We start from the raw sequence: 18,190 nt of genomic DNA, 5'->3' as shown, positions 1-18,190 counted from the left end.
GACACCAGCAGCATGATGCGCCCCAGGCCGATGACCCCACCGCTGACCATGGCGATCAGGATCCAGCGGCGGCGCCACACGGGGCCACAGCCCAGGCCCAGGCCCATGAGGGCAAAGCCGGCGGCTGCGTGACTGCTGACCCAGCTCTTGTGGCTGGCGGGCGCGGGGCCCAGGCGAAGCGGGGCCACGTAGCTGTCCGTGCCACCGAACTGCACGGTCTGTACCGGGCGTGGGCGGCCCACGGTGTTCTTGAAGACGCCTTCGATCAAGAGGCCATTGCCCAGCAGGGCCACGGCCACGGCCAGGGTGGCCGTGCGGCGCCAGGGGCCACGCAGCCGTGCCGCGCGGTCCGAGTCACCCTGGCGTGCGGCTTGGCGGGCGAACAAGGGTGCCAGCAGGGCGAACAGGGCCAGCAGCAGCACCAGCACGCGGCCGATCCAGGGCGTCCAGTCGTAAAGCCACAGCACCATGGGGTCGTTGCGGCGGAAGAAGCCCTGCTCGGCGCTGTAGTAATGGGCCGACACCAGCAGGTCCAGCCCGGGCAGCAGCGAGAAGAGCGCCAACGCGAAGAACAGGCCCGCCCAGACCAGGATCACCAGGCGGTCTGTGGCTTCTTGTTGCGCATCGGCAGCCGGGTGGTCAAAGCTCATCGCGGGCGGGAGGCTGGTCGGCGCCGCTCTGGCGCAGGTAGGTCTCCTGGTCGTAACCCAGGAAGCCCCTCAGGAAGAACAGGTGCAAGGTGATGGCCCGGTCTGGGCCCACCGGCTGCTTCACCACCGTCAGTTCGCGCACGATCGCGAAGCGCTGGGTGATCTCGTCAGGCTTGGGGTTGGCCGTCAGCAGCAGCACGTCCTGGCCCACCTTGTTGGGCAGGCTGCGGGTCATCTGATAGTGGTCGTTGCGCTGCCCCTTGGGGTTCCAGGCGTAGGTGGCCACGTTCAGGTGACGCAGGTGGTAGGCGGCCTCGGTGATGAGCAGACGCTGGTCGGTGAGCAGGGGCAGGCCCTGCACGGTGGGCGCCTTCATGGCCACGGCGATCTGGTCGAAGGCCTCCTGCCAGCCGCGCATGCGCACCAGCACGTCCAGGCGCGAGGGCATGGTGGGGCCAGCGATCTCCCGCAGGTGCAGCACGGCCGTGGTCAGCACCAGGTTGCTCAGCACCGCGGCCAGCAGCCAGCGGTTGGGGCGGGGTGCCGAGAGCGACAGCAGCGGTGCGCTCAGCGTCGAGGCGATCAGCATCGTGAAGCCGACCATGGAGGGGGCGGCCCAGTTCACGTGGGCATCGGCATAGAGGGCCTGCACCACGGCCACCCCTTGCAGGGGCAGGCACATGGCCCACAGGAAACGAAAGCTCGACACCGACGCCAGGTGGTAGGCCGATTGCCTGGCCACCGGGCGACCCAGGGTGCCGCTCTCGAGGCCACCGGCCTGTTGGGTGCTGTGCGTCCACTGGCTGGTGCTCACAGGGGTGCCCTGGGTGGCAACCTGGGTGCCACGGCCTTGCCAGGCCAGCCAGATGGCGGCCAGCACGGGCACCGGACCCAGCATCAGCACCTGGCCCAGCAGAAACTGCACCGCGGGGAACAGTCCGCCCTGTCGGTTCGATTGGGTAGTCAGTTCGGCGGTGTGCGCCAGCGTCGGGAAGGCGTTCTGGGCATTCCAGATCAGGTTGGGGGCCAGCAGGGCTGCGGCCAGCAACACCGTCACCCAGGGGCCCAGGCGCAGCACGCCCCGGCGAGGGCCAGGCACACCCCAGAGCGTCCAGATGGCGGTCAGTGCAAACGCCGCCATGGTGTATTTGCCCATCAGGCCCACGCCGCAGGCCAGCCCGGTCAGAACCCAGTACACCAGCCGGTCGGTGACCTGGGCGCGCCACAGGGCCCAGGAGGCCAGCGTCCAGCACAGGATCAGCGGGGCATCGGTGCTGGCAAACAGGCCCATCAGCCCGACCACGGGGATGCTCATGAACAGCGCAGCGGCCACGATGCCGGTGCGCACGCCGCCACTGGTGGGCCACAAGGCCCGCGCCAGACCCACCATGGCCAGGGCCGTGGCCGGGTACAGCAGCATGCACAGCAGTTTCACGCCCAGCACGCCTTCGCCAAACAGTGCCGTGCTCAGCCAGATCAGGCCCGCGATCAGAGGCGGTTTGGAGAAATAGCCCCAGGCCAGGTGTTTGGACCAGTCCCAGTATTGCGCTTCATCGAAGAACAGAGAGATGCCCGTGTGCCCCACTGCCCACATGCGGTAGGCCATCAGCAGCGCCACGAAGGCCAGCAGGAAGCCCGTGCGTGGCCCCCACAGGCGAGGCCAGCGCGGCACGGGGCCCGAAGGCTGTGCCCGGGAAGCGGATGCAGAGGGCGTGGGCGGAACAGCGGAGCTTGGCTTCATGGTCACGGTGGATGAGGCGAGGGACAGCGGGCAGCCCGGTTTCAGCGGTGCCAGGCCTGGTCTGTGGACAAGGCCGGGGCCTCGCTCGTGTGGTACGGCGCCACCTGGCCGCGGTCGTAGTAGATGCGGATCAGCAGTTCGGCCAGCACGCCCGTGGTGAGGAACTGAAGCCCGCCCAGCACGCAGAAGAAGCCCAGCCACAGCAGCGGGCGGCCACCGATGTTGTCACCCAGCAGCTTGAGCGCGCCCAGGTAGGCGAGTATCAGGCCACCCACGCTGCCCACGGCCAGGCCCACCCCCCCGAAGAAGTGGCCGGGTCTGCCCGAGAAGCGCAGGAAGAAGTTCACCGCCAGCAGGTCGAGCACCACGCGCAGGGTGCGCGAAATCCCGTACTTCGACTCGCCACGCGTGCGGGCATGGTGGCTCACCGGCTCTTCGGCCATGCGGGCGGGGGAGGTCACCGTGGCCATCCAGGCCGGGATGAAGCGGTGCATCTCGCCGTACAGGCTCACGCGTTTGAGGACGCTGGCGCGGTAGGCCTTCAGGCTGCAGCCCAGGTCCTGGAATTCCAGCTGCGTGATCTTGCGGATCAGTCGGTTGGCGATGCGCGAGGGCACTTTGCGCAACCACAGGCCATCCTGGCGGTTCTGGCGCCAGCCGGCCACCAGGTCCAGGTCCTCGCGCAGCAGGCGGGCCACCAGCTTGGGGATGTCTTTCGGGTCGTTCTGGAGGTCGCCATCGAGGGTGACGATCACGTCGCCGCGGGCCGCATCGATGCCGGCCTGCATCGCCGCTGTCTGGCGGAAGTTGCGCCACAGGTGGATCGGGCGCACGTGCGGGCCACGCAGACGCGCTTGCTCGTCCATGGCCTGGGTGGTGCCATCTCGGCTGCCGTCGTTCACCAGGATCAGTTCCCACTCGAAGGGATAGCCTGCCAGGGCTTCGTGCGTGGCCGTCACGAAGGGCTCGACGTTCTCTACCTCGTTGTACATGGGGACGACGATGGAGAGTCGGTGAGCGGGGACTGGACCTTCTGCGGTCTGGATGGCGGGGCTTTGACTCATGCTTGTTCTTTCATGCGATCGGTTCGGTGGGCTCAAGGCTGTGGCGTGGTGGCCAGCTTGCCGGGCCCGAGGAGGGCGGCCAGTGCGCCGGCGAGCACGGCGCAGACGAGGAAACACAGGTGCAGCGCCAGGGCGGCACTGACGGCCAGGGCCAGCGGTGCGGCCTGGCGTGAGAGGTTGGCGGCAAAGCCGGCCCAGACACCGGCCTCGTAGGTGCCGAAGCCTGCAGGGCCCTGCAGGGGCACGATGGCGGCCAGTTCTCCGCCCAGGGCGCCCGCCCAGGCCGTGAGCCAGGGGGCGCCGCTGATCGCGGAGAGCAAGGTGGCACCGGCCGCCAGTTTCAAGGCCCAGTTTGCTGCCGTGAGAAGCCAGGCCAGGGGGTGGTGGTGGGCGGGTTCCAGCAGCGCAGCGCGCACACGCAGCAGCACCGCCCTCAGGCGTGCGACCAGGCCCGCATGCGGTCCCGCGGCCATGGCCTCGGGGTCATGGCCGTCGAACCAGCGCTTGAGCAGCCATGCACCGACCTGCCAGCCGCCGGCCAGCGAGGCCAGGGCGCCCAGGCGCAGGGCCCAGTCCAGACCTGGCCACAGGAGCACGCCCAGCACCAGAAGCACGACCAGGTCCTGCACCCGCATCCACAACAGGCAGGCCACGGCGCGTGGCAGGCTCAGTTGCAATTCACGCGAGGCCAGCCAGGGGAAACTCAGCTCGCCCGCCCGCATCGGCAGCAGGTTCACGGCGGCGTTGTGCATCAGGATCACGCGCAGGGCATCTGTGCGCAGGCCCAGCCAGCGGTGGGGCGGGCGATGGTGGGCATCGAGGTCCAGCACCACCTGCAGGCGTGCCGCCCGCAATGCATAGCTGCACAGCAGCCCGAACAGGGTGAGCGCCCAGACTTCAGGTGCGGGCCGAGCCAGTGCCGCAGCCGCCTTCGACCACGGTGTGTGGGCCAGCATCCAGGCCAGCAGGCCCAAACCAAGGCCCCAGGCGAGCCAGAGTTTCGGGCGCGCCCAGACACGGCGGCCCTGGACGGGCTCGCCCGCAGGCACACCTGGCTTCAGGTGGCGGGGCAAAGTGGGGGGCTTGGGCTCGGACATCGGAGAGGCTCAGGGCAACCCGAGATTGTCCCGCATCTTGAGCCTGATCTGATACCGGGGTGTGAAGCAAGCAGATCAGATGTCTCCAGATGCCTCGTGGCCTCCAAAAACAAGGCCCACCGAATGGTGGGCCCTGGCGGTATCAGATCGGTATCAGCGTGGGCTCAGTGTGCGCCTTCGCGGAACAGGACCACGCTCACGGTCTCGAACAGCACCATGATGTCGAGGAAGAGCGAGTTGTTCTTCACGTAGTACAGGTCGTACTGGTGCTTGTGCAGCGCATCTTCCAGCGAGGCGCCGTAGCTGTATCGCACCTGTGCCCAGCCGGTCAGGCCAGGCTTGACGCTGTGGCGCACGTCGTAGAACGGGATCTTTTCCTTGAGCTGGGCGACGAATGTCGGGCGCTCCGGGCGAGGGCCAACCATGCTCATCTCGCCGCTGAGCACGCTGAACAACTGGGGCAGCTCGTCGATGCGCGTCTTGCGGATGAAGGCGCCCACGCGGGTGATGCGGCTGTCATTTTTCGAGGCCCAGACGGCCACACCATCTTTTTCGGCGTCGGTGCGCATGCTGCGGAACTTCAGGCACATGAAGCCCTTGCCGCCCAGGCCCACACGCTCCTGACGGTAGATGATCGGGCCCTTGCTCTCCAGCCGGATGGCCAGCATGGTCAGCAGCATCAGCGGCAGGGTCAGCAGGATCAGTGCGCCGGAGCTCAAGATGTCGAACAGGCGCTTGATGACGATGCGTACGGGACCTTGAGCGAAGCCTCGGCCATAAACCAGAAAGCTGGCCTTGAGGCTGTCCACGGGCACCTCGCCGGTGGTCTGCTCGTAGAAGGTGGCCAGGTCCATCACCGGGATGCCCTGTACCCGCGCACTCAGCAGCTGGTCCATGGGCACGTTGCCGCCGCGCTGCTCCTTGACTGCCACGATGATCTGGTTGACGTCGTGCTGGTTGACGATGTCCTCGATCCGCTGCGCCTGGCCGAAGATGTTGAATCGCTTGTCGTTGGCCGGCAGCACCGACTCACCAGCCGGGTAGAACCCGATGACGGCATGGCTGCGCAAACGACGCGACTTCAGGTCAGTGGCCACAGCGTGTGCTTCGTTGCCCGTGCCAATGATGAGCACACGCTGTTGAACCAGGGCGCCGCGCCATGCGGTCAGCAGCAGGCCTCGCACGATCAGCAAACCCACCAGCAGGTAGGCGGCCGCAAAGCCCATCAACTGGTGCGCCTGGGTCCCGTCGACCATGGTCTTGATGGCCAGCTGGTAGGCGATCGGGGCGCCCAGCAGGCAGCCCAACAACGCCCGACCCAGCTTGGCCCGAGGGGTTTTGCGCTCTGAGCCTTCGCGGTACACGCCAACCAGTCCGCAATGCAGAGGAATCAGCAAGGCGAAGCCCAGGCCGGAACGCAAGGCCGTGCCGAAACTCCCTGGCATGGCCGCGTCACCGTAGAAGTGCACGATGGTGAGCGTGCCCAGGACCACGGCCAGGAAGCTCGTGAGGCAGTCCGCCAGCAACTCGGCCAGGGTGGCCAAGGAGATGTGATGTTGGAATAGCCGAAGCATGGTGACCTCTCAGGAGTGGGAAGCGCGGCAACGAAGTGCCGGGTTGCCCAAACTGGTAACTTTTAGTAATGGACGCATTGTGTGCCCTGGTGTCGAGCATCCATATCCTGTGTTCAGGGGGCGCGTCCCTAGATCTGGGGGGAGCCGTGAGCAAAGTCACACTCAAGGGGGATCAACCGATCGAGGTTGCAGTTCTGGCAGCTCTCAAGGCGTGTTGTCCCAACAGGGCATTCTTGATCAGGCGGATCACAAATCGTTGCGAGTTGGTCCCCCATGGTGCGTATCGCGGCAACTGGTAGCGGTCGCAGCCCTCGTGGGCAACGCCCCATGCAGAAGAAACCGCTGCTTTGAACCCCATCTGCTGCAGCAGATCTGCGTGGTGGATGTTGTAGTCGCCATCCGGTGTGCCATTGGGGTAGGCGAACATCGTGGGTGACTGTCCCGTGAGGCCGGCGATGGTGTCGGCGTTCAGCTGGATGTCGGCTCGGACCGAGGCCAATGGCAGCCGCGTCAAGATCGGGTGTGTGTGCGTGTGCCCCCCGACAGTCATGCCGCTGCGCGCCAACTGCGTGAGGTGTTCGGGCTTCATCATCAGTCCTGGCAGGGGTTCTCCCCCACCCAATTGATGGTGCAGTTGCCTGCAGATCTCGTCTCTGTCTTCAGGGGCGTAGAACTTGATCTGATGAATGATCGCCTGTGCCGCATGGCGCCTGATGGCGGTATTGGCCAAAGACATGACGCCGAGTCCGAGGTGGCGAAGGTCGACGTGGTTGCCTGTTGCGCGACGTACCGATTCCGTGACGATGTCGTTGAACATCAGTCCCTGATGCAGGAACCCTGTGCACACGAAGAAGGTTGCCGTCAGACCGTGCCGTTGAAGGATGGGGAGGGCTTCTGTGTAGTTGTCCGCATAACCGTCATCGAAGGTGATGCAGGCTGCGCGGGCTGGCAGGGTGCCCTGGAAGAGGCGTTCGACGGCTTCCGGCATGGACAGCACATGGAAGTGCTCAGCCATGGCCGCCATGTGGATGTCGAACGTGCGCGCGTCGATCTGGTCTTCGGGCAGGAGGGGATCTCGTTCGGCCAGAACCCTGTGGTAAGTCAGGATGTTGAGTCGACCACGGCTGCTCCCAGGCGAGGCCAGGCCAGTGGCCAGCCTCAAAAATGGACGCAACGTGGGCATTGACCGGGATCCTCTCTGATCGTTGTCAGGTTTGTTTCAACTGTATCGCAAATGAAAGGGGTCACTGGTACGGGCGCCCGATTCAGGGGGATGGCTCCGTCGCTTCTCGCTGAGCCGGTGCCGCCGTCATGCGTTGCCGGTTGGCTTGTTCCTGTCTGTGGTTCTGGTACCAGGCCGAGAGGTGTTCGGTCACGCGGCCGCCGGTCGCGCCGTCCCAGAACTTTGGCAGGCGCCCTTTTTTGCCATTGCCTCGCATGATGTCGACCACCGCTCTGCTGATCAGCCCACCATTGACACCCACCGCCGTGTTGGTGCCTTGCTCGATGGTGATTCGGCGCTCGCAATGGTTCTGCAGCGTCAGGCAGGGCACGCCCATGATCGTGGCCTCTTCCTGCACTGTCCCCACGTCGGTGAAAACGCAGGTTGCGGTCCCGACGAGGCCGATCATTTTGAAATACGGCACGATCGGCAGGACCACGAAACCCGAGCCGGGGGCTTCGATCTTTGACAGCACGCCGTGTCGGGCCAGCAGGTCGCGCTGTTCCGCTTGAATGGGCCAAACGAGCGGCAGTTCGCGGGCAACGGCCCGAAGTACGGTCATCAATGCGACCACGGCGTCGGGGTCACGGATCAGGCCGTTCTGGCTCAGGCTGACCAGGCCATAACCGTGCCTTCCTTTGAGCAGTTCGGGGTCATGGTTGAACTGTCGCAAGGTGTACTTCGGCGCCGAAGCCTGGGGCAGCATCCCGCGGATGGTGTCGATCAAGGCGTTGCCGACAAACAGCACCTTTTCCGTGGGAATGCCTTCCCGCGTCAAATTGTCGTGCGCAACCCACTCGGATGTCAGGAGGAGGTCGGCCATGTGGTCGCACATCATGGCATTGATTTCGTGGGCATGGCGCCTGTCAAAGCTGCGCAACCCGGCTTCCATGTGGACGATCGGCACACCCTGTCGGTGTGCTGCGAGGCTCGCGGCAAGTGCTGCATCTTCGCCGTCCTGAACGATGACCGCCACAGGGGGGTACGCCTGAAGCAGATGGTCGATCTGGCGGAGCGCGTCGGCCAGCAGGGCGCTGGCGGATGCCGACTGCAACCGGAGACGGAAATGGGGCTCACCCAGACCCATGTGCTCTGCCCAGTCGTTGGTCAGTTCAAAGCGTCCGGGGGTGTCGATGTGCAGGTGCTTCAGCGCTGGCAACTCTGCCCGGTTTGCGAAGGCCTTGCGAAGGGCTGCCGTTCTCAAGCATGCCGATCGTGATCCGGACACGATCAGAAAAAATGGTTCCGAGGGGTCCCCTGCATCATGGGTGCGCAGGTCCAGATTCGGTTCTGGCGGGTTGATGCCATACAGGCCCGAGAGGGGGGCGTCTTCGGCCGGATGCCTGACATCGAGCGGTGCCTCGAGCGAATCGGTCCGCTTCGGTGGTGTGCCGGGCAGCGAGCTCGCCTGGTTCGCTGGAGTGGTGTGGGGTGCGACGGCAGACATGCCTGCGGTTGCAGGGCCAGGGCTGCGGTGGGGCAGCGCTTCCCCGATTTCCGAACGGATTTCCATCGCGATGGCCGCCACATTGGCCGCCGTGATGTCGACGCCGTCGGCCAGGTAGGTGGCCAGCAACAAGCGGTTGCACAGCAGGTTGATTCGCCGCGGAATCCCTGAGGTCCATTGGTGGACTTCATCAAAGGCTTCTTCATCGAAACGCGGTTTGTCGGTCCATCCGACCTTTCTCAGTCGGTGTTCGATGTAGCGCCTGGTTTCGCCCCGGTCCATCGGGCCAAGGTGGTAGGACGCGATGACCCGCTGGCGCAGTTGCTCCAGACTGCGAGACAGCAGCATGTCGCGCAATTCCGGCTGGCCGATCAGGAAACTCTGGAGCAGAGCCTGGTTGCCGAACTGGAAGTTCGACAGCATGCGAAGCTCTTCGACGGCGTCGCGACTCAGGTTTTGCGCCTCGTCGACGATGAGCACGGCCCGTTTCTTCTGGGTGGCCAACAACGTGAGGTAGGCCTCCAGTGTGGCGATCAGTTCGGCCTTGCTGTGTCCGTTGAACGGGATGCCGAAGGCTGTGATGGCCGAGCGCAGCAGATCGCCCGCTTCGAGCTGGGTGCTGACGAGTTGGGCTGCCACGACCTTTTCGGTGTCGATGTCGGCAAGGAGGGTGCGGACCAGGGTGGTTTTGCCCGCGCCGATGTCTCCTGTGATGACGATGAAGCCTTCGGCCTGGTAAAGGCCGAATTTCAGATACGACAGGGCGCTGGCGTGCCCCTTGCTGTCAAAAAAGAAGCCAGGGTCTGGGTTCAGCAGGAAGGGAGGGGCGGTCAACCCAAAATGGGACTCATACATCCTGCGGCTCCTAGAAGCGGTGACCCAGTCCCATGAACAGGGCGGCCTCATCTGAGCTCGAGCTGGCAGCGGAGTGCTTCAACACTCGGCGCAGTCCGATGGTGGCCGTCGTGTCTCGGGCCATGTTTGTGCTCAGGGACACTCGCCAGGTGAAGTCGCGCGACACGGATGGGTCATTGCCGGGCACCTGTTCGCGTGCGCGTGTCCAGCGCAAGCCTCCCGTGAGGCTGCTCACCGTGGTCAGCTGGTGCGTGAGTTGGGATTCGACATAGTACTGTCGGGTGTGCCGTGGATCGGTCAGGCTGAGCGGGTCGCTCGATGTGCCCGTGTCCAGAGGGCTGGTCTTGATCAGCCCTGCCTGATTCAGCCAGGTGTCTCTGCGGCCCATCAGGACGAACCGTCCGTTCACGGTCTGGCGTAGCTGGGCAGTCAGGCTGTAGAAGTCGCGGGAGCCGTTCAGCTGGGTCGGGATGTTGCGGCTCGTCAGGAGGCTGTCCACTGCGGCTGCACGGTCCTGGGCGTCTGGGATGCGTGTGGTCAGCATGGCGTCGAAGAGGTCGCGCGCCGACCCTCCGCTACCGACGCTGCCAATGGTGAACAGCGAGGTGGTCGGTCCCCGATCAGCCTGTATGCTCGCGGCCATCCAGGGGGTGCGGTGATGGATTGCCAATTGCCATGCGCGCCCGAATTCCCGCTGCTGCAGGCCCGATGCGATGCTGCTGCGCTCCGAGGGATGCCAGTCGAGCAGGAGGCCGGTGGGGTGGTCCACAAAGCGAGTCGGGTAGGCCTGGATGCGCTCCACGCCCGTCTGAACACCCAGCACCAGTTCTGTGTTCAGGGCGTAGCGCACGATGGCTTTGCTGCTGTCGGTGCTCAGGACCGGGTCGGCCTGCCCAGCGCTGCGGGTCGACTGCCAGGCCCTGCTCACGGTGTAGCCCAGCGGGGCGGGTTGCTGCGTGAGGCTGATGCTGTCGTCGCGCAGGTGCGCATCTGGCCTGCTTGCCAGCGTGTTGTCGACCTGGCTGGTTTGCTGCAGTCCGCGGGTCAGGCGCGCACTCAGAACCGTTCGTTCATCAAGTGCTCGTGTGAAATAGGGGCTCAGCCGCCATTCGGTGTTCGTGTACTGGTTGCTGACGGAGACTGTCCCCGCATTGCTGGTGGCCAGCGTCGAGGCGACCTGGGCCGACCCCAGGGACGCATCCAGGCCGGCCCCCGAACGGTTCACATCGGTGTGCAGTTTCAGGTTGCCCGAGGGGATCACGCTGTCGGGTTGCAGGCCTTGGAAAGAGTGTGTGGCCTTGAACTGCCATTGCCCGATCAGGCTCGAGTTTGCGCCCACCACGTTCACATTCAAGCCAGGCGAGACCGTCAAAACGGTATCCCGTTGCTTGGGGCCGATGGCATTGAAGTTCCCGTTGCTGGTGAAAACTGCTTCGGCGTCCAGGGTGGGCTGGAGGCGTGTCTGGGCCTGAACGGCAAATGACACCGCACTCAGCGCGGCAGCTAGCACCACGCCGGTTGCTTGGTGGTGCGCAGGGCGGGGCTCAGGGCGCATAGTAGCCATACGCATTCCCCTTAGGACCTTGGTATTTGTTGAGCACGCTCATCACCACAGGGTGGTCTTCCAGGGTGGCGTAGGCTTGTTTGATCGAGCCTACCTGCGTCTTGTCGGCCTCGACCACCATCACCACCTGCCCCATGTGGGTCGCCAACACGCGGGCTTCTGAGGTCAATAGCAAGGGAGGGGAATCGAAAACGATCACGCGGTCTGCGTACTTGCTGGCCAGCTCTTCCAGCAGGGTGTTCATGGCCGAACTGGCCAGCAGTTCGGTGGCGCGACCACTGGCAGGCCCGGCCGGCAGCAGCGTGAGCTTGGGAATGTTGGTGCGAATCAGCACATCCGGCAGGGTGACGTCGGCATTTTCCAGCAGGTCAATCAGGCCTCGGCGCGCCTGGAGTCCCAGTCTGCTCAAAGTGGTGGGGCGGATCACATCCGCTTCGACCAGCAAGACCGAATGGTCGAGTTCCAGTGCGATGCTGACCGCCAGATTGATGGCGGTCTGTGTCTTGCCTTCACCGGGCAAGGCGCTGGTGACCATGATGAGGTTGGCGCGATGAGGACGGGCGGCTGTCTGTCCGCGGATGTTCTCCAGCAATGGGCGCTTGATGATGCGGAACTCTTCCTCCAGTTGCGAGCGTGGCGTGCCTGGCACCAGGAGGCCGGCCCTCGACATGCGCAGCAGATCGATGTCCTGTGTGCGGCTGTGAGGGGCGGTTTTCACGAGCGCCCCGTCAACCGACTCGGCTGCCGGTGAATCGGGTGCGACGCCTTCCGCCTTGCCGGGTGCTCGCGAAGGCAGCGCGGCCGTCGGCTGGGGGGCGCCACTCCCGACAGCGGGCAGGTCTGACAGCGCGATTCGGCCATCGATCGGGGGGAAGTCGATGCGCTCGGCTGGTTTTGCCAGGTCAGAAAGGGAGATCCCCGATCCGGTCCCGGTCTCCAGCGCGGGCAAAGTGGGCTCAGCCACTGGCTGCGGTCCCTGGCTCTCAGTTTGGTCGACCGCGATGCCTGAGCGCCTCAGTTGCTCGAGTCTCCTGGCGGCCTGTTCGATGGTATTCATGGGCGGCCTCAGGGGATCAGTTTCAGTTTGACGACCACGATCCAGCCGATGTTGGCCAGGATGAACAGCGTCGAGACAGCCATGAAGAGCCGCAGTTGCTTTTGTGCGTCCTCGAGGTCTGCCGGAGTGCTGACCATGGCCACACTGCCCAAAGTCGGGCGGCCCGTGAGTTCGCTGAGTTGACGGGTCGTCTGGACTGTTGGCAAGACCTGACTCAGCCCGAAAGCGGCAGCGAAGCCTCCCCCGATGGCCGCAATGAATCCCAACAAGGCAATCATCAAGCGACTCGGCTTGGTGGCGCTGTCTGATACGCGCGGGGGCTCCACCACGCGGAATTCTGCGGCTTTGGTGGTCTGGTCGATCTTGACGCCCAGGCTGGCCGACTCCCGGCGCGCGACCAGCTGTTCGTAGTTCTTGCGAACGATGTCGTAGTCGCGGTTGAGTTGGGCCAGTTCTGCTTCCACGGCCGGTGCTTTGCCAGCCATTGATCGGGCCTGGTCCAGCTGCGCCTGTTGGGCGCCGAGCTGGCCACGCAACGAGGCGACTTTGGCTTCTGCCTCGGCCTGGGCCATGCGGATGCGCTGAAAAACCGGACTGGTAGGGGCTTTGCCTCGGTCCTTGCTGCGGCCGGCCTGCTCGGCCTCTGCCCGCCTTTGCTGCTCCAGTTGGGCGATGTTTCGCTTCACGGCCAGCACGTCGGGGTGTTCGTCGGTGTAGCGGCGCATCAGGTCATCCAGCTGCCTGCGTTGTGCGTCCAGCCTTGCTTCGGTTTCTGTCGGCAGGGCCGGCGCCCCAGGCAATGCATTGGACGGCATGGAGGGGTCCTCAGCAGCCAGTTCTCTCTTCAGAGCTTCGCGCGCCTGCTCGGCTGCCTGCAATTCCACCCTGATCCGATTGAGTTCGGTCGTGCTTTCCGACATGCGTGAGAAGTAGTCGGTGTTGGATGTGCCGGTCAGGCCGAAATTGCGGATCTTGAAATCCTTGAGCTTGTTTTCCGCTTCCGTCAGCTTGCTTTCATAGCTTTTGATTTGATCATCCAGGAATTGCCTGGCTTGCTCGGAGTCGCGCTGTTTGTCAATCACCCCAGAGTTCACGAAGAGCGCCACCAACTCTTCCACGATGCGTTGGGCTCTGTCGGGATTGATGTCGGCATAGGACAGCGCGAACAGCTTGGCGTCTCCGCTGGGGGCCATCTTGATGTCACGCATCAGGCGCTCGATGACCTTTTCGCGGTCGCTTTCGCTCAGATGTGTCAGCCCCACCCTGGGCGATTGGACGAGCTGCTCGATGTTGGGGCGACTGATGAGGGTGCGTGCCAGCATCTTGACCTGTTGGTCCACGTCAGGCTGGAAGGCCAGGCCTGTCATCAAAGGCTTGAGCACGGTCTCGGTATCGACGAACACCCGTGCGGATGCCTCATAGCGGTCATGCTTGAGCCATACAAGCCCGACGGCAGCGAGGAAAACCAGCCAGGCCACGCCCAGAGCAAGCCACCGCCGTCGCCAGACGGCCAGCAGGATCGATGTCAGCTGTCGAACGATGTCATCCATGTGGGAGGTAACGCGGGAATCGGTTTCAGAACCAGCTTTGGGGCACGATGATGATGTCGCCTGGCTTTACCGGCACGTTGGCCGAAATGTCACCACGCTTGAGCAGGTCCTTCAGTCGGATGCTGTATTGCTTGCCTTGCTCACTCCCGCGCACCAGCACGGCCCCGTTCCCATCCGCAAAATCGGTCAACCCACCGGTCTGGATCATCACGTCCAGCAAGGTGAGGTTTTGTCGGAAGGGCACGGCCTGAGGCTTGGCAGCTTCGCCCACGATGCGAATCTGCTCGGTCGAAACCCCTTGGAAACTGCTCACGATCACGGTGACGGAGGGGTCACGGATGAACTTGGTCAGGATCTTTTCAATGTCGCGTGCCAACTCTTCAGGCTGTTTGCCTGCTGCGGGCACATTCTCGACCAGCGGGATGGAGATGCGTCCGTCCGGGCGGACGTTCACGCTCGATGACAAGTCAGGGTTGCGCCACACGACGACGTTGAGGGTGTCGAGCGCACCGATCTTGTAAAGGGTGTCAGGGGTGTCGACCACGCTTGGTGCAGCGGGGTGTGGGTTGAATGAGCCACAGCCGGCCAGAGAGAAGGCCATGATGACGCTGGAGGCCAGGAGGGCGAGACGGGCGCCCGGGATGCGTACGGTGTGCATGAATGGTTTCCTCTGGTGATCGTTCCGCCTTCCACCGGTCTGGCGCGCCGGACCCGGAGCTGGACAGGCGCAAGCATAGGACGGATCGGGTGAGATGGCGACAAGCTGCCCGAGTTTGACTTTTGCCCGTCCGGTTGGCGCAACGCCGTGTGCTTGCCGTCGGGGGGGGGGCGTCTGGTGACAAGCTGTTTCAACTGAGCCTGTACTCTACCCGTCACAGTGTGCATTTGTGTGGTGATACCGTGACGAGGCGCGTGTATTGGGGGGGTGTTCAGGGTGGTGGTATCACCGGGGCTGAGTGATAGACTCGTTTGCCCTTCGACAGGCCCTGTGACGTTTTTGCTTGCTCTGTCTCCACGCACCATGATCTTTTCCTGCTCTCTTCTCTGCCCGCCCGGCGCGGCCAAGCTCTGATGGGCGCCGGTTTCATTGGCTTGGCTGCTCTGGCCGGTGCTGCCGGAGCCGTCGTTTTTCGCGCGGTACAGCAGAAGCACGTGCTCAACTGGTTGGGCAGTTACATCCGCCAGGACTGGCGTGCACCCGAACCTGCCGTTGGCGTGACGCGGCACCTGATGTTTTGTTTCGTGGATCACTTCGAGCCGGGGTTTCAGCAGCCGAGTTATGAAACGGAATGCGCCCGAGTGGCCCGGTGGCGGCAGGATTACCCCAAGCTGTGTGAAGGCCTTCGCGATGCGGATGGCCGCCAGCCTGTGCACAGCTTCTTCTACCCGGAAGAAGAGTACCGGCCAGAACACATTCGTCCCCTGGTGGAGTTGTGTCGGATGGGGTTGGGTGAGATCGAGATTCACCTTCACCATCATCACGACACCGACGCCGGCCTCCGAGAAAAGCTCCGGCGATTCACCTCCACGCTGATCGACGAACACGACGCCCTGCCCAGAGATCCGATCACCGGGCAGGCTCGCTGGGCGTTCATTCACGGCAATTGGGCATTGGACAACTCCCATCCTCGTGGCGATGGCTATTGCTGCGGCGTGAACAACGAACTCATCGTGTTGCGGGAGGAGGGGTGTTACGTGGACTACACCTTCCCGGCCGCACCCGATCCCTGTCAGCCCAGAACGATCAACAAGATCTACTACGCCAAGGATGACCCCAACGCACCCGCATCGCACGACAAGGGTGTGCGCGTCAAGGTCGGCAAGCCGCCAGAAGGCGATCTGATGCTGATCCAGGGGCCACTCGGATTCAATTTCGCGAGTCGAAAATTCGGCCTGGTGCCGCGCATCGAAAACGCCGATGTGCGAACCAGTTGCCCCCCGACGCCGGATCGGGTGGATGCCTGGGTCAACATGGGCATCCATGTGGAAGGTCGTCCAGAGTGGACCTTTGTCAAGGTGCACACCCATGGAACCCAGGAGCGTGACACCGATACCCTGCTTGGGAGGCCCATGCGGCAGGCGTTCGAGTACATGCAGGAACGCTACAACGACGGTCAGCGCTGGAAACTCCACTATGTGAGTGCGCGCGAGATGTACAACATCGTCAAGGCAGCGGAGGCTGGCCTCGAGGGGGATCCGGGGCAGTACCGCGATCACCTGATTGCCCGGCCAGCTTACCGGCCGAAGGTTGATGGCGCAGACTCTGCGACTTCTTGAGCGAGACCTCTCAGGTCTTTTCCCAGCGGGTGTCCAGGCGTCCACGCCAGTACTGGATGCCGGCCAGCATGGCCACCCAGTTCAGTTCCAGGAAAACCCCCGCGAAGCTGATCAGCCTGTTGCGGGCGAGAGCGGGAATCAGGCGCCCGCCCAGTGCTGCGGCGTAGAACACCAGCTGGGCTGCTGCGGCAGTCTGAACCAGGGCGGTGTGGCTGAGAAGGCTGCTGAAGAGGGCCAGGATCATGGCGTAGGGCACCGCCAGTCGGCACACCTTGTGCGACACAAACTGCAGACAGATCGGGTTGCTTGACGGCGAAAACAGCCATGGGTGGCGGGCAAAGCTCTGAAAGTTGCCCCCCAGGGTGCGGACCTTGCGCTTGCGTTCGCCCGCGAGGTCTTTCTGGAGTTCGTCATAGACCACGGCGCGGCCCTCAAACTGGACACGCAGGCCTTGGCGGACGATCTGCATCGGGATTTCGAAGTCGTCCAGCAAGGTGTCGGGGGCCAGGGGCACGAAGTGCTTGCGTCGGATGGCGTAGAACGCGCCGGTTGCCCCCACAACCGAGGCCACTTCGCTTTCCGATTTCCGGATCCATTTTTCGTAGCGCCAGTACAGGCCGATCTGCGCCGACGTGGCGTTGGCGGGGTCACGGTGGACCAGTTCGCCGCTGACGGCCCCCACCCCGGGGCGCATCAGTCGCCCCAGGATGTGACGCAGAGCCATGGGATCGGCCATCTGCCTCACGTCGCAGAACAGCACGACTTCGGTGTCCACCTGCGTCATGGCGGTGTTGAGGGCGTGTGCCTTGCCTTGACGTTGGGCGTAGTCGATCACGGTCACGCCGGCGATTTCACGGATTCTGTCGGCGGTGTCGTCGGTCGAGCCATCTGAGACAAACAGGATGTGGAGCCTGTCTTGCGGGTAGTCCAGCGCCCTCAGGTTGGCCACCTTGGCTGCGATCCGGCCTGCCTCGTTGTGCACCGCGATGACGACCGTGACTTCGGGGCACAGGTCCAGGGCCAAGGGGGGCGGAGGGGGCTGGCGCTTCCAGCGTGCGAGCACCCAGATGCCCAGCGGGTACAGCGCGTAGGCATAAGTAATGAAAAAGGTCGCGCAAAAAAATGTGGCGTCCGCGAGCAGCATGGCTTGGGTGAACTCTGGAGGGTGGAGAGGGCGCAGCATAATCCTTGGCAGGCAGGGTGGCTTGGACAGGGGGGGGGATGAGTCAGAAAACGGTGGTCCAGTGGCTGGACTTTGTTCCGAACGGCTGGCGCAGCATGGAGCAGTTCCTGCTTGGTCTGGATGAGGCGATGCGTGCACGTGGCTGGCAGTCGGTTTACGTGTTTGCTGGAGAGCCTTCGGTTCTGATCAAGGACAGGCTGCAGGCCCTGGGCAGTCCCTATTTGGTGTCAGCCAATCCGTTGACGCGCGCCGGTGCGGTGGCCTTGGGTCGCACGCTTCATGCCTGGCGGCCTGCGCTCATTCAGACGCATTTCCTCTCGAAGTTCGACCCTGCGCTGAGGCATGTCAAACGCCACAGCGGGGCCCGGCGGCTGGTGGTGGCGGACCACTCCAGTGGTGAGGCGTCCCGCAAGCCGTGGCCCTTGCAGGCGATGGCCTGGTTGCGCGGACGCTGGGCTGCTCGCCATGTGGATCTGATCGTTGGGGTGTCTGATTTCGTATGTCGCCGTGACGTGGAAGACGTCTTTTTCCCCGCGGGGCAGGTGGTGCGTGTCCACAACGGTGTGGACACGCAGCGCTTTGCTCCCCCTGCCCAACCGCCCGACAACCCGGTTTTCACGGTTGCTTTCGTGGGGCAGTTGATTCGGCAGAAGGGAGTTGACACGCTGGTGGCCGCGATCAAGGTGCTGCACGATGAAGGGGTGCCCGTTCGTCTGGTGATTGCAGGCCAGGGGCCTCACGGCGATGCTCTGCATGAGCAGGTGCGGCGGGTCGGGTTGGTCGACCAGGTCAATTTCCTGGGGCAAATCGACTGGGCTGCAAGGCTGTATGGTGAGGCCGACGTGGTGGTGGCGCCATCGGAGTGGGCCGAAGCATTTGGCTTTGTGGTGGCCGAGGCGGCGGCAGCGG

At 64.1% G+C, this 18,190-nt stretch carries 14 protein-coding genes; 2 read left to right on the top strand and 12 right to left on the bottom strand.

Features of this window, described 5'->3' with window-relative positions; all coding sequences use genetic code 11:
* The 11 genes from QZ994_RS12510 to QZ994_RS12460 all read right to left on the bottom strand — a co-directional run.
* On the bottom strand, positions 1–650 hold a 650-nt coding region (locus tag QZ994_RS12510), incomplete at its 3' end, for a phosphatase PAP2 family protein (RefSeq protein WP_290871870.1).
* Positions 640–2,391 (bottom strand): glycosyltransferase family 39 protein, encoded by a 1,752-nt coding sequence (locus QZ994_RS12505; protein ID WP_290871867.1) that lies wholly within the window; start codon positions 2,389–2,391, stop codon positions 640–642. The genes QZ994_RS12510 and QZ994_RS12505, both read right to left, overlap by 11 nt.
* Before the next feature lie 41 nt (positions 2,392–2,432).
* Positions 2,433–3,455 (bottom strand): glycosyltransferase family 2 protein, encoded by a 1,023-nt coding sequence (locus QZ994_RS12500; protein ID WP_290871864.1) that lies wholly within the window; start codon positions 3,453–3,455, stop codon positions 2,433–2,435.
* Between the two features lie 32 nt (positions 3,456–3,487).
* Positions 3,488–4,552 carry a lysylphosphatidylglycerol synthase domain-containing protein gene (locus QZ994_RS12495; RefSeq protein ID WP_290871861.1) on the bottom strand — a complete coding sequence of 355 codons (1,065 nt, stop codon included), beginning with the start codon at positions 4,550–4,552 and terminating at the stop codon, positions 3,488–3,490.
* 164 nt (positions 4,553–4,716) lie between these two features.
* Positions 4,717–6,126 (bottom strand): TIGR03013 family XrtA/PEP-CTERM system glycosyltransferase, encoded by a 1,410-nt coding sequence (locus QZ994_RS12490; RefSeq protein ID WP_290871858.1) that lies wholly within the window; start codon positions 6,124–6,126, stop codon positions 4,717–4,719.
* Between the two features lie 172 nt (positions 6,127–6,298).
* Positions 6,299–7,309 (bottom strand): polysaccharide deacetylase family protein, encoded by a 1,011-nt coding sequence (locus tag QZ994_RS12485; protein WP_290871855.1) that lies wholly within the window; start codon positions 7,307–7,309, stop codon positions 6,299–6,301.
* A gap of 82 nt (positions 7,310–7,391) precedes the next feature.
* Complete coding sequence (locus tag QZ994_RS12480; RefSeq protein WP_290871852.1) at positions 7,392–9,650, bottom strand: XrtA/PEP-CTERM system-associated ATPase; 2,259 nt, start codon at positions 9,648–9,650, stop codon at positions 7,392–7,394.
* A 10-nt stretch (positions 9,651–9,660) separates the two neighbouring features.
* Positions 9,661–11,136 carry a TIGR03016 family PEP-CTERM system-associated outer membrane protein gene (locus QZ994_RS12475; RefSeq protein ID WP_290871849.1) on the bottom strand — a complete coding sequence of 492 codons (1,476 nt, stop codon included), beginning with the start codon at positions 11,134–11,136 and terminating at the stop codon, positions 9,661–9,663.
* A gap of 58 nt (positions 11,137–11,194) precedes the next feature.
* Complete coding sequence (locus QZ994_RS12470; RefSeq protein ID WP_290871846.1) at positions 11,195–12,271, bottom strand: XrtA-associated tyrosine autokinase; 1,077 nt, start codon at positions 12,269–12,271, stop codon at positions 11,195–11,197.
* Positions 12,272–12,279: 8 nt separating this feature from the next.
* Positions 12,280–13,821: an XrtA system polysaccharide chain length determinant gene (locus QZ994_RS12465; protein WP_290871843.1), complete on the bottom strand. Its 1,542-nt coding sequence runs from the start codon at positions 13,819–13,821 to the stop codon at positions 12,280–12,282.
* A gap of 25 nt (positions 13,822–13,846) precedes the next feature.
* Positions 13,847–14,479: an XrtA/PEP-CTERM system exopolysaccharide export protein gene (locus QZ994_RS12460; RefSeq protein ID WP_290871840.1), complete on the bottom strand. Its 633-nt coding sequence runs from the start codon at positions 14,477–14,479 to the stop codon at positions 13,847–13,849.
* A 311-nt stretch (positions 14,480–14,790) separates the two neighbouring features.
* Here QZ994_RS12460 and QZ994_RS12455 point away from each other — a divergent pair, with 311 nt between their 5' ends.
* A complete protein-coding gene (locus tag QZ994_RS12455) occupies positions 14,791–16,098 on the top strand; it encodes a hypothetical protein (protein WP_290871837.1) in 1,308 nt (435 codons plus the stop codon).
* Positions 16,099–16,108: 10 nt separating this feature from the next.
* Here QZ994_RS12455 and QZ994_RS12450 read toward each other — a convergent pair whose 3' ends face one another.
* Positions 16,109–17,242 (bottom strand): glycosyltransferase family 2 protein, encoded by a 1,134-nt coding sequence (locus QZ994_RS12450; protein ID WP_290871834.1) that lies wholly within the window; start codon positions 17,240–17,242, stop codon positions 16,109–16,111.
* A gap of 77 nt (positions 17,243–17,319) precedes the next feature.
* Here QZ994_RS12450 and QZ994_RS12445 point away from each other — a divergent pair.
* A partial coding sequence (locus tag QZ994_RS12445) for a glycosyltransferase (RefSeq protein ID WP_290871832.1) occupies positions 17,320–18,190 on the top strand: 871 nt, incomplete at its 3' end.

The organism is Aquabacterium sp., from assembly GCF_021768455.1.
In the GTDB taxonomy this organism is placed as follows: domain Bacteria; phylum Pseudomonadota; class Gammaproteobacteria; order Burkholderiales; family Burkholderiaceae_C; genus Aquabacterium.
Note: the sequence above shows the minus strand (reverse complement) of the source record. Positions and strands in the feature narration are given on the sequence as shown.

Excerpts from the sequence above, each read along its gene's own strand:
- QZ994_RS12505 (WP_290871867.1), bottom strand. The coding sequence starts at position 2,391 with ATGAAGCCAAGCTCCGCTGTTCCGCCCACGCCCTCTGCATCCGCTTCC.
- QZ994_RS12500 (WP_290871864.1), bottom strand. The coding sequence starts at position 3,455 with ATGAGTCAAAGCCCCGCCATCCAGACCGCAGAAGGTCCAGTCCCCGCT.
- QZ994_RS12495 (WP_290871861.1), bottom strand. The coding sequence starts at position 4,552 with ATGTCCGAGCCCAAGCCCCCCACTTTGCCCCGCCACCTGAAGCCAGGT.
- QZ994_RS12490 (WP_290871858.1), bottom strand. The coding sequence starts at position 6,126 with ATGCTTCGGCTATTCCAACATCACATCTCCTTGGCCACCCTGGCCGAG.
- QZ994_RS12485 (WP_290871855.1), bottom strand. The coding sequence starts at position 7,309 with ATGCCCACGTTGCGTCCATTTTTGAGGCTGGCCACTGGCCTGGCCTCG.
- QZ994_RS12480 (WP_290871852.1), bottom strand. The coding sequence starts at position 9,650 with ATGTATGAGTCCCATTTTGGGTTGACCGCCCCTCCCTTCCTGCTGAAC.
- QZ994_RS12470 (WP_290871846.1), bottom strand. The coding sequence starts at position 12,271 with ATGAATACCATCGAACAGGCCGCCAGGAGACTCGAGCAACTGAGGCGC.
- QZ994_RS12465 (WP_290871843.1), bottom strand. The coding sequence starts at position 13,821 with ATGGATGACATCGTTCGACAGCTGACATCGATCCTGCTGGCCGTCTGG.
- QZ994_RS12460 (WP_290871840.1), bottom strand. The coding sequence starts at position 14,479 with ATGCACACCGTACGCATCCCGGGCGCCCGTCTCGCCCTCCTGGCCTCC.
- QZ994_RS12450 (WP_290871834.1), bottom strand. The coding sequence starts at position 17,242 with ATGCTGCTCGCGGACGCCACATTTTTTTGCGCGACCTTTTTCATTACT.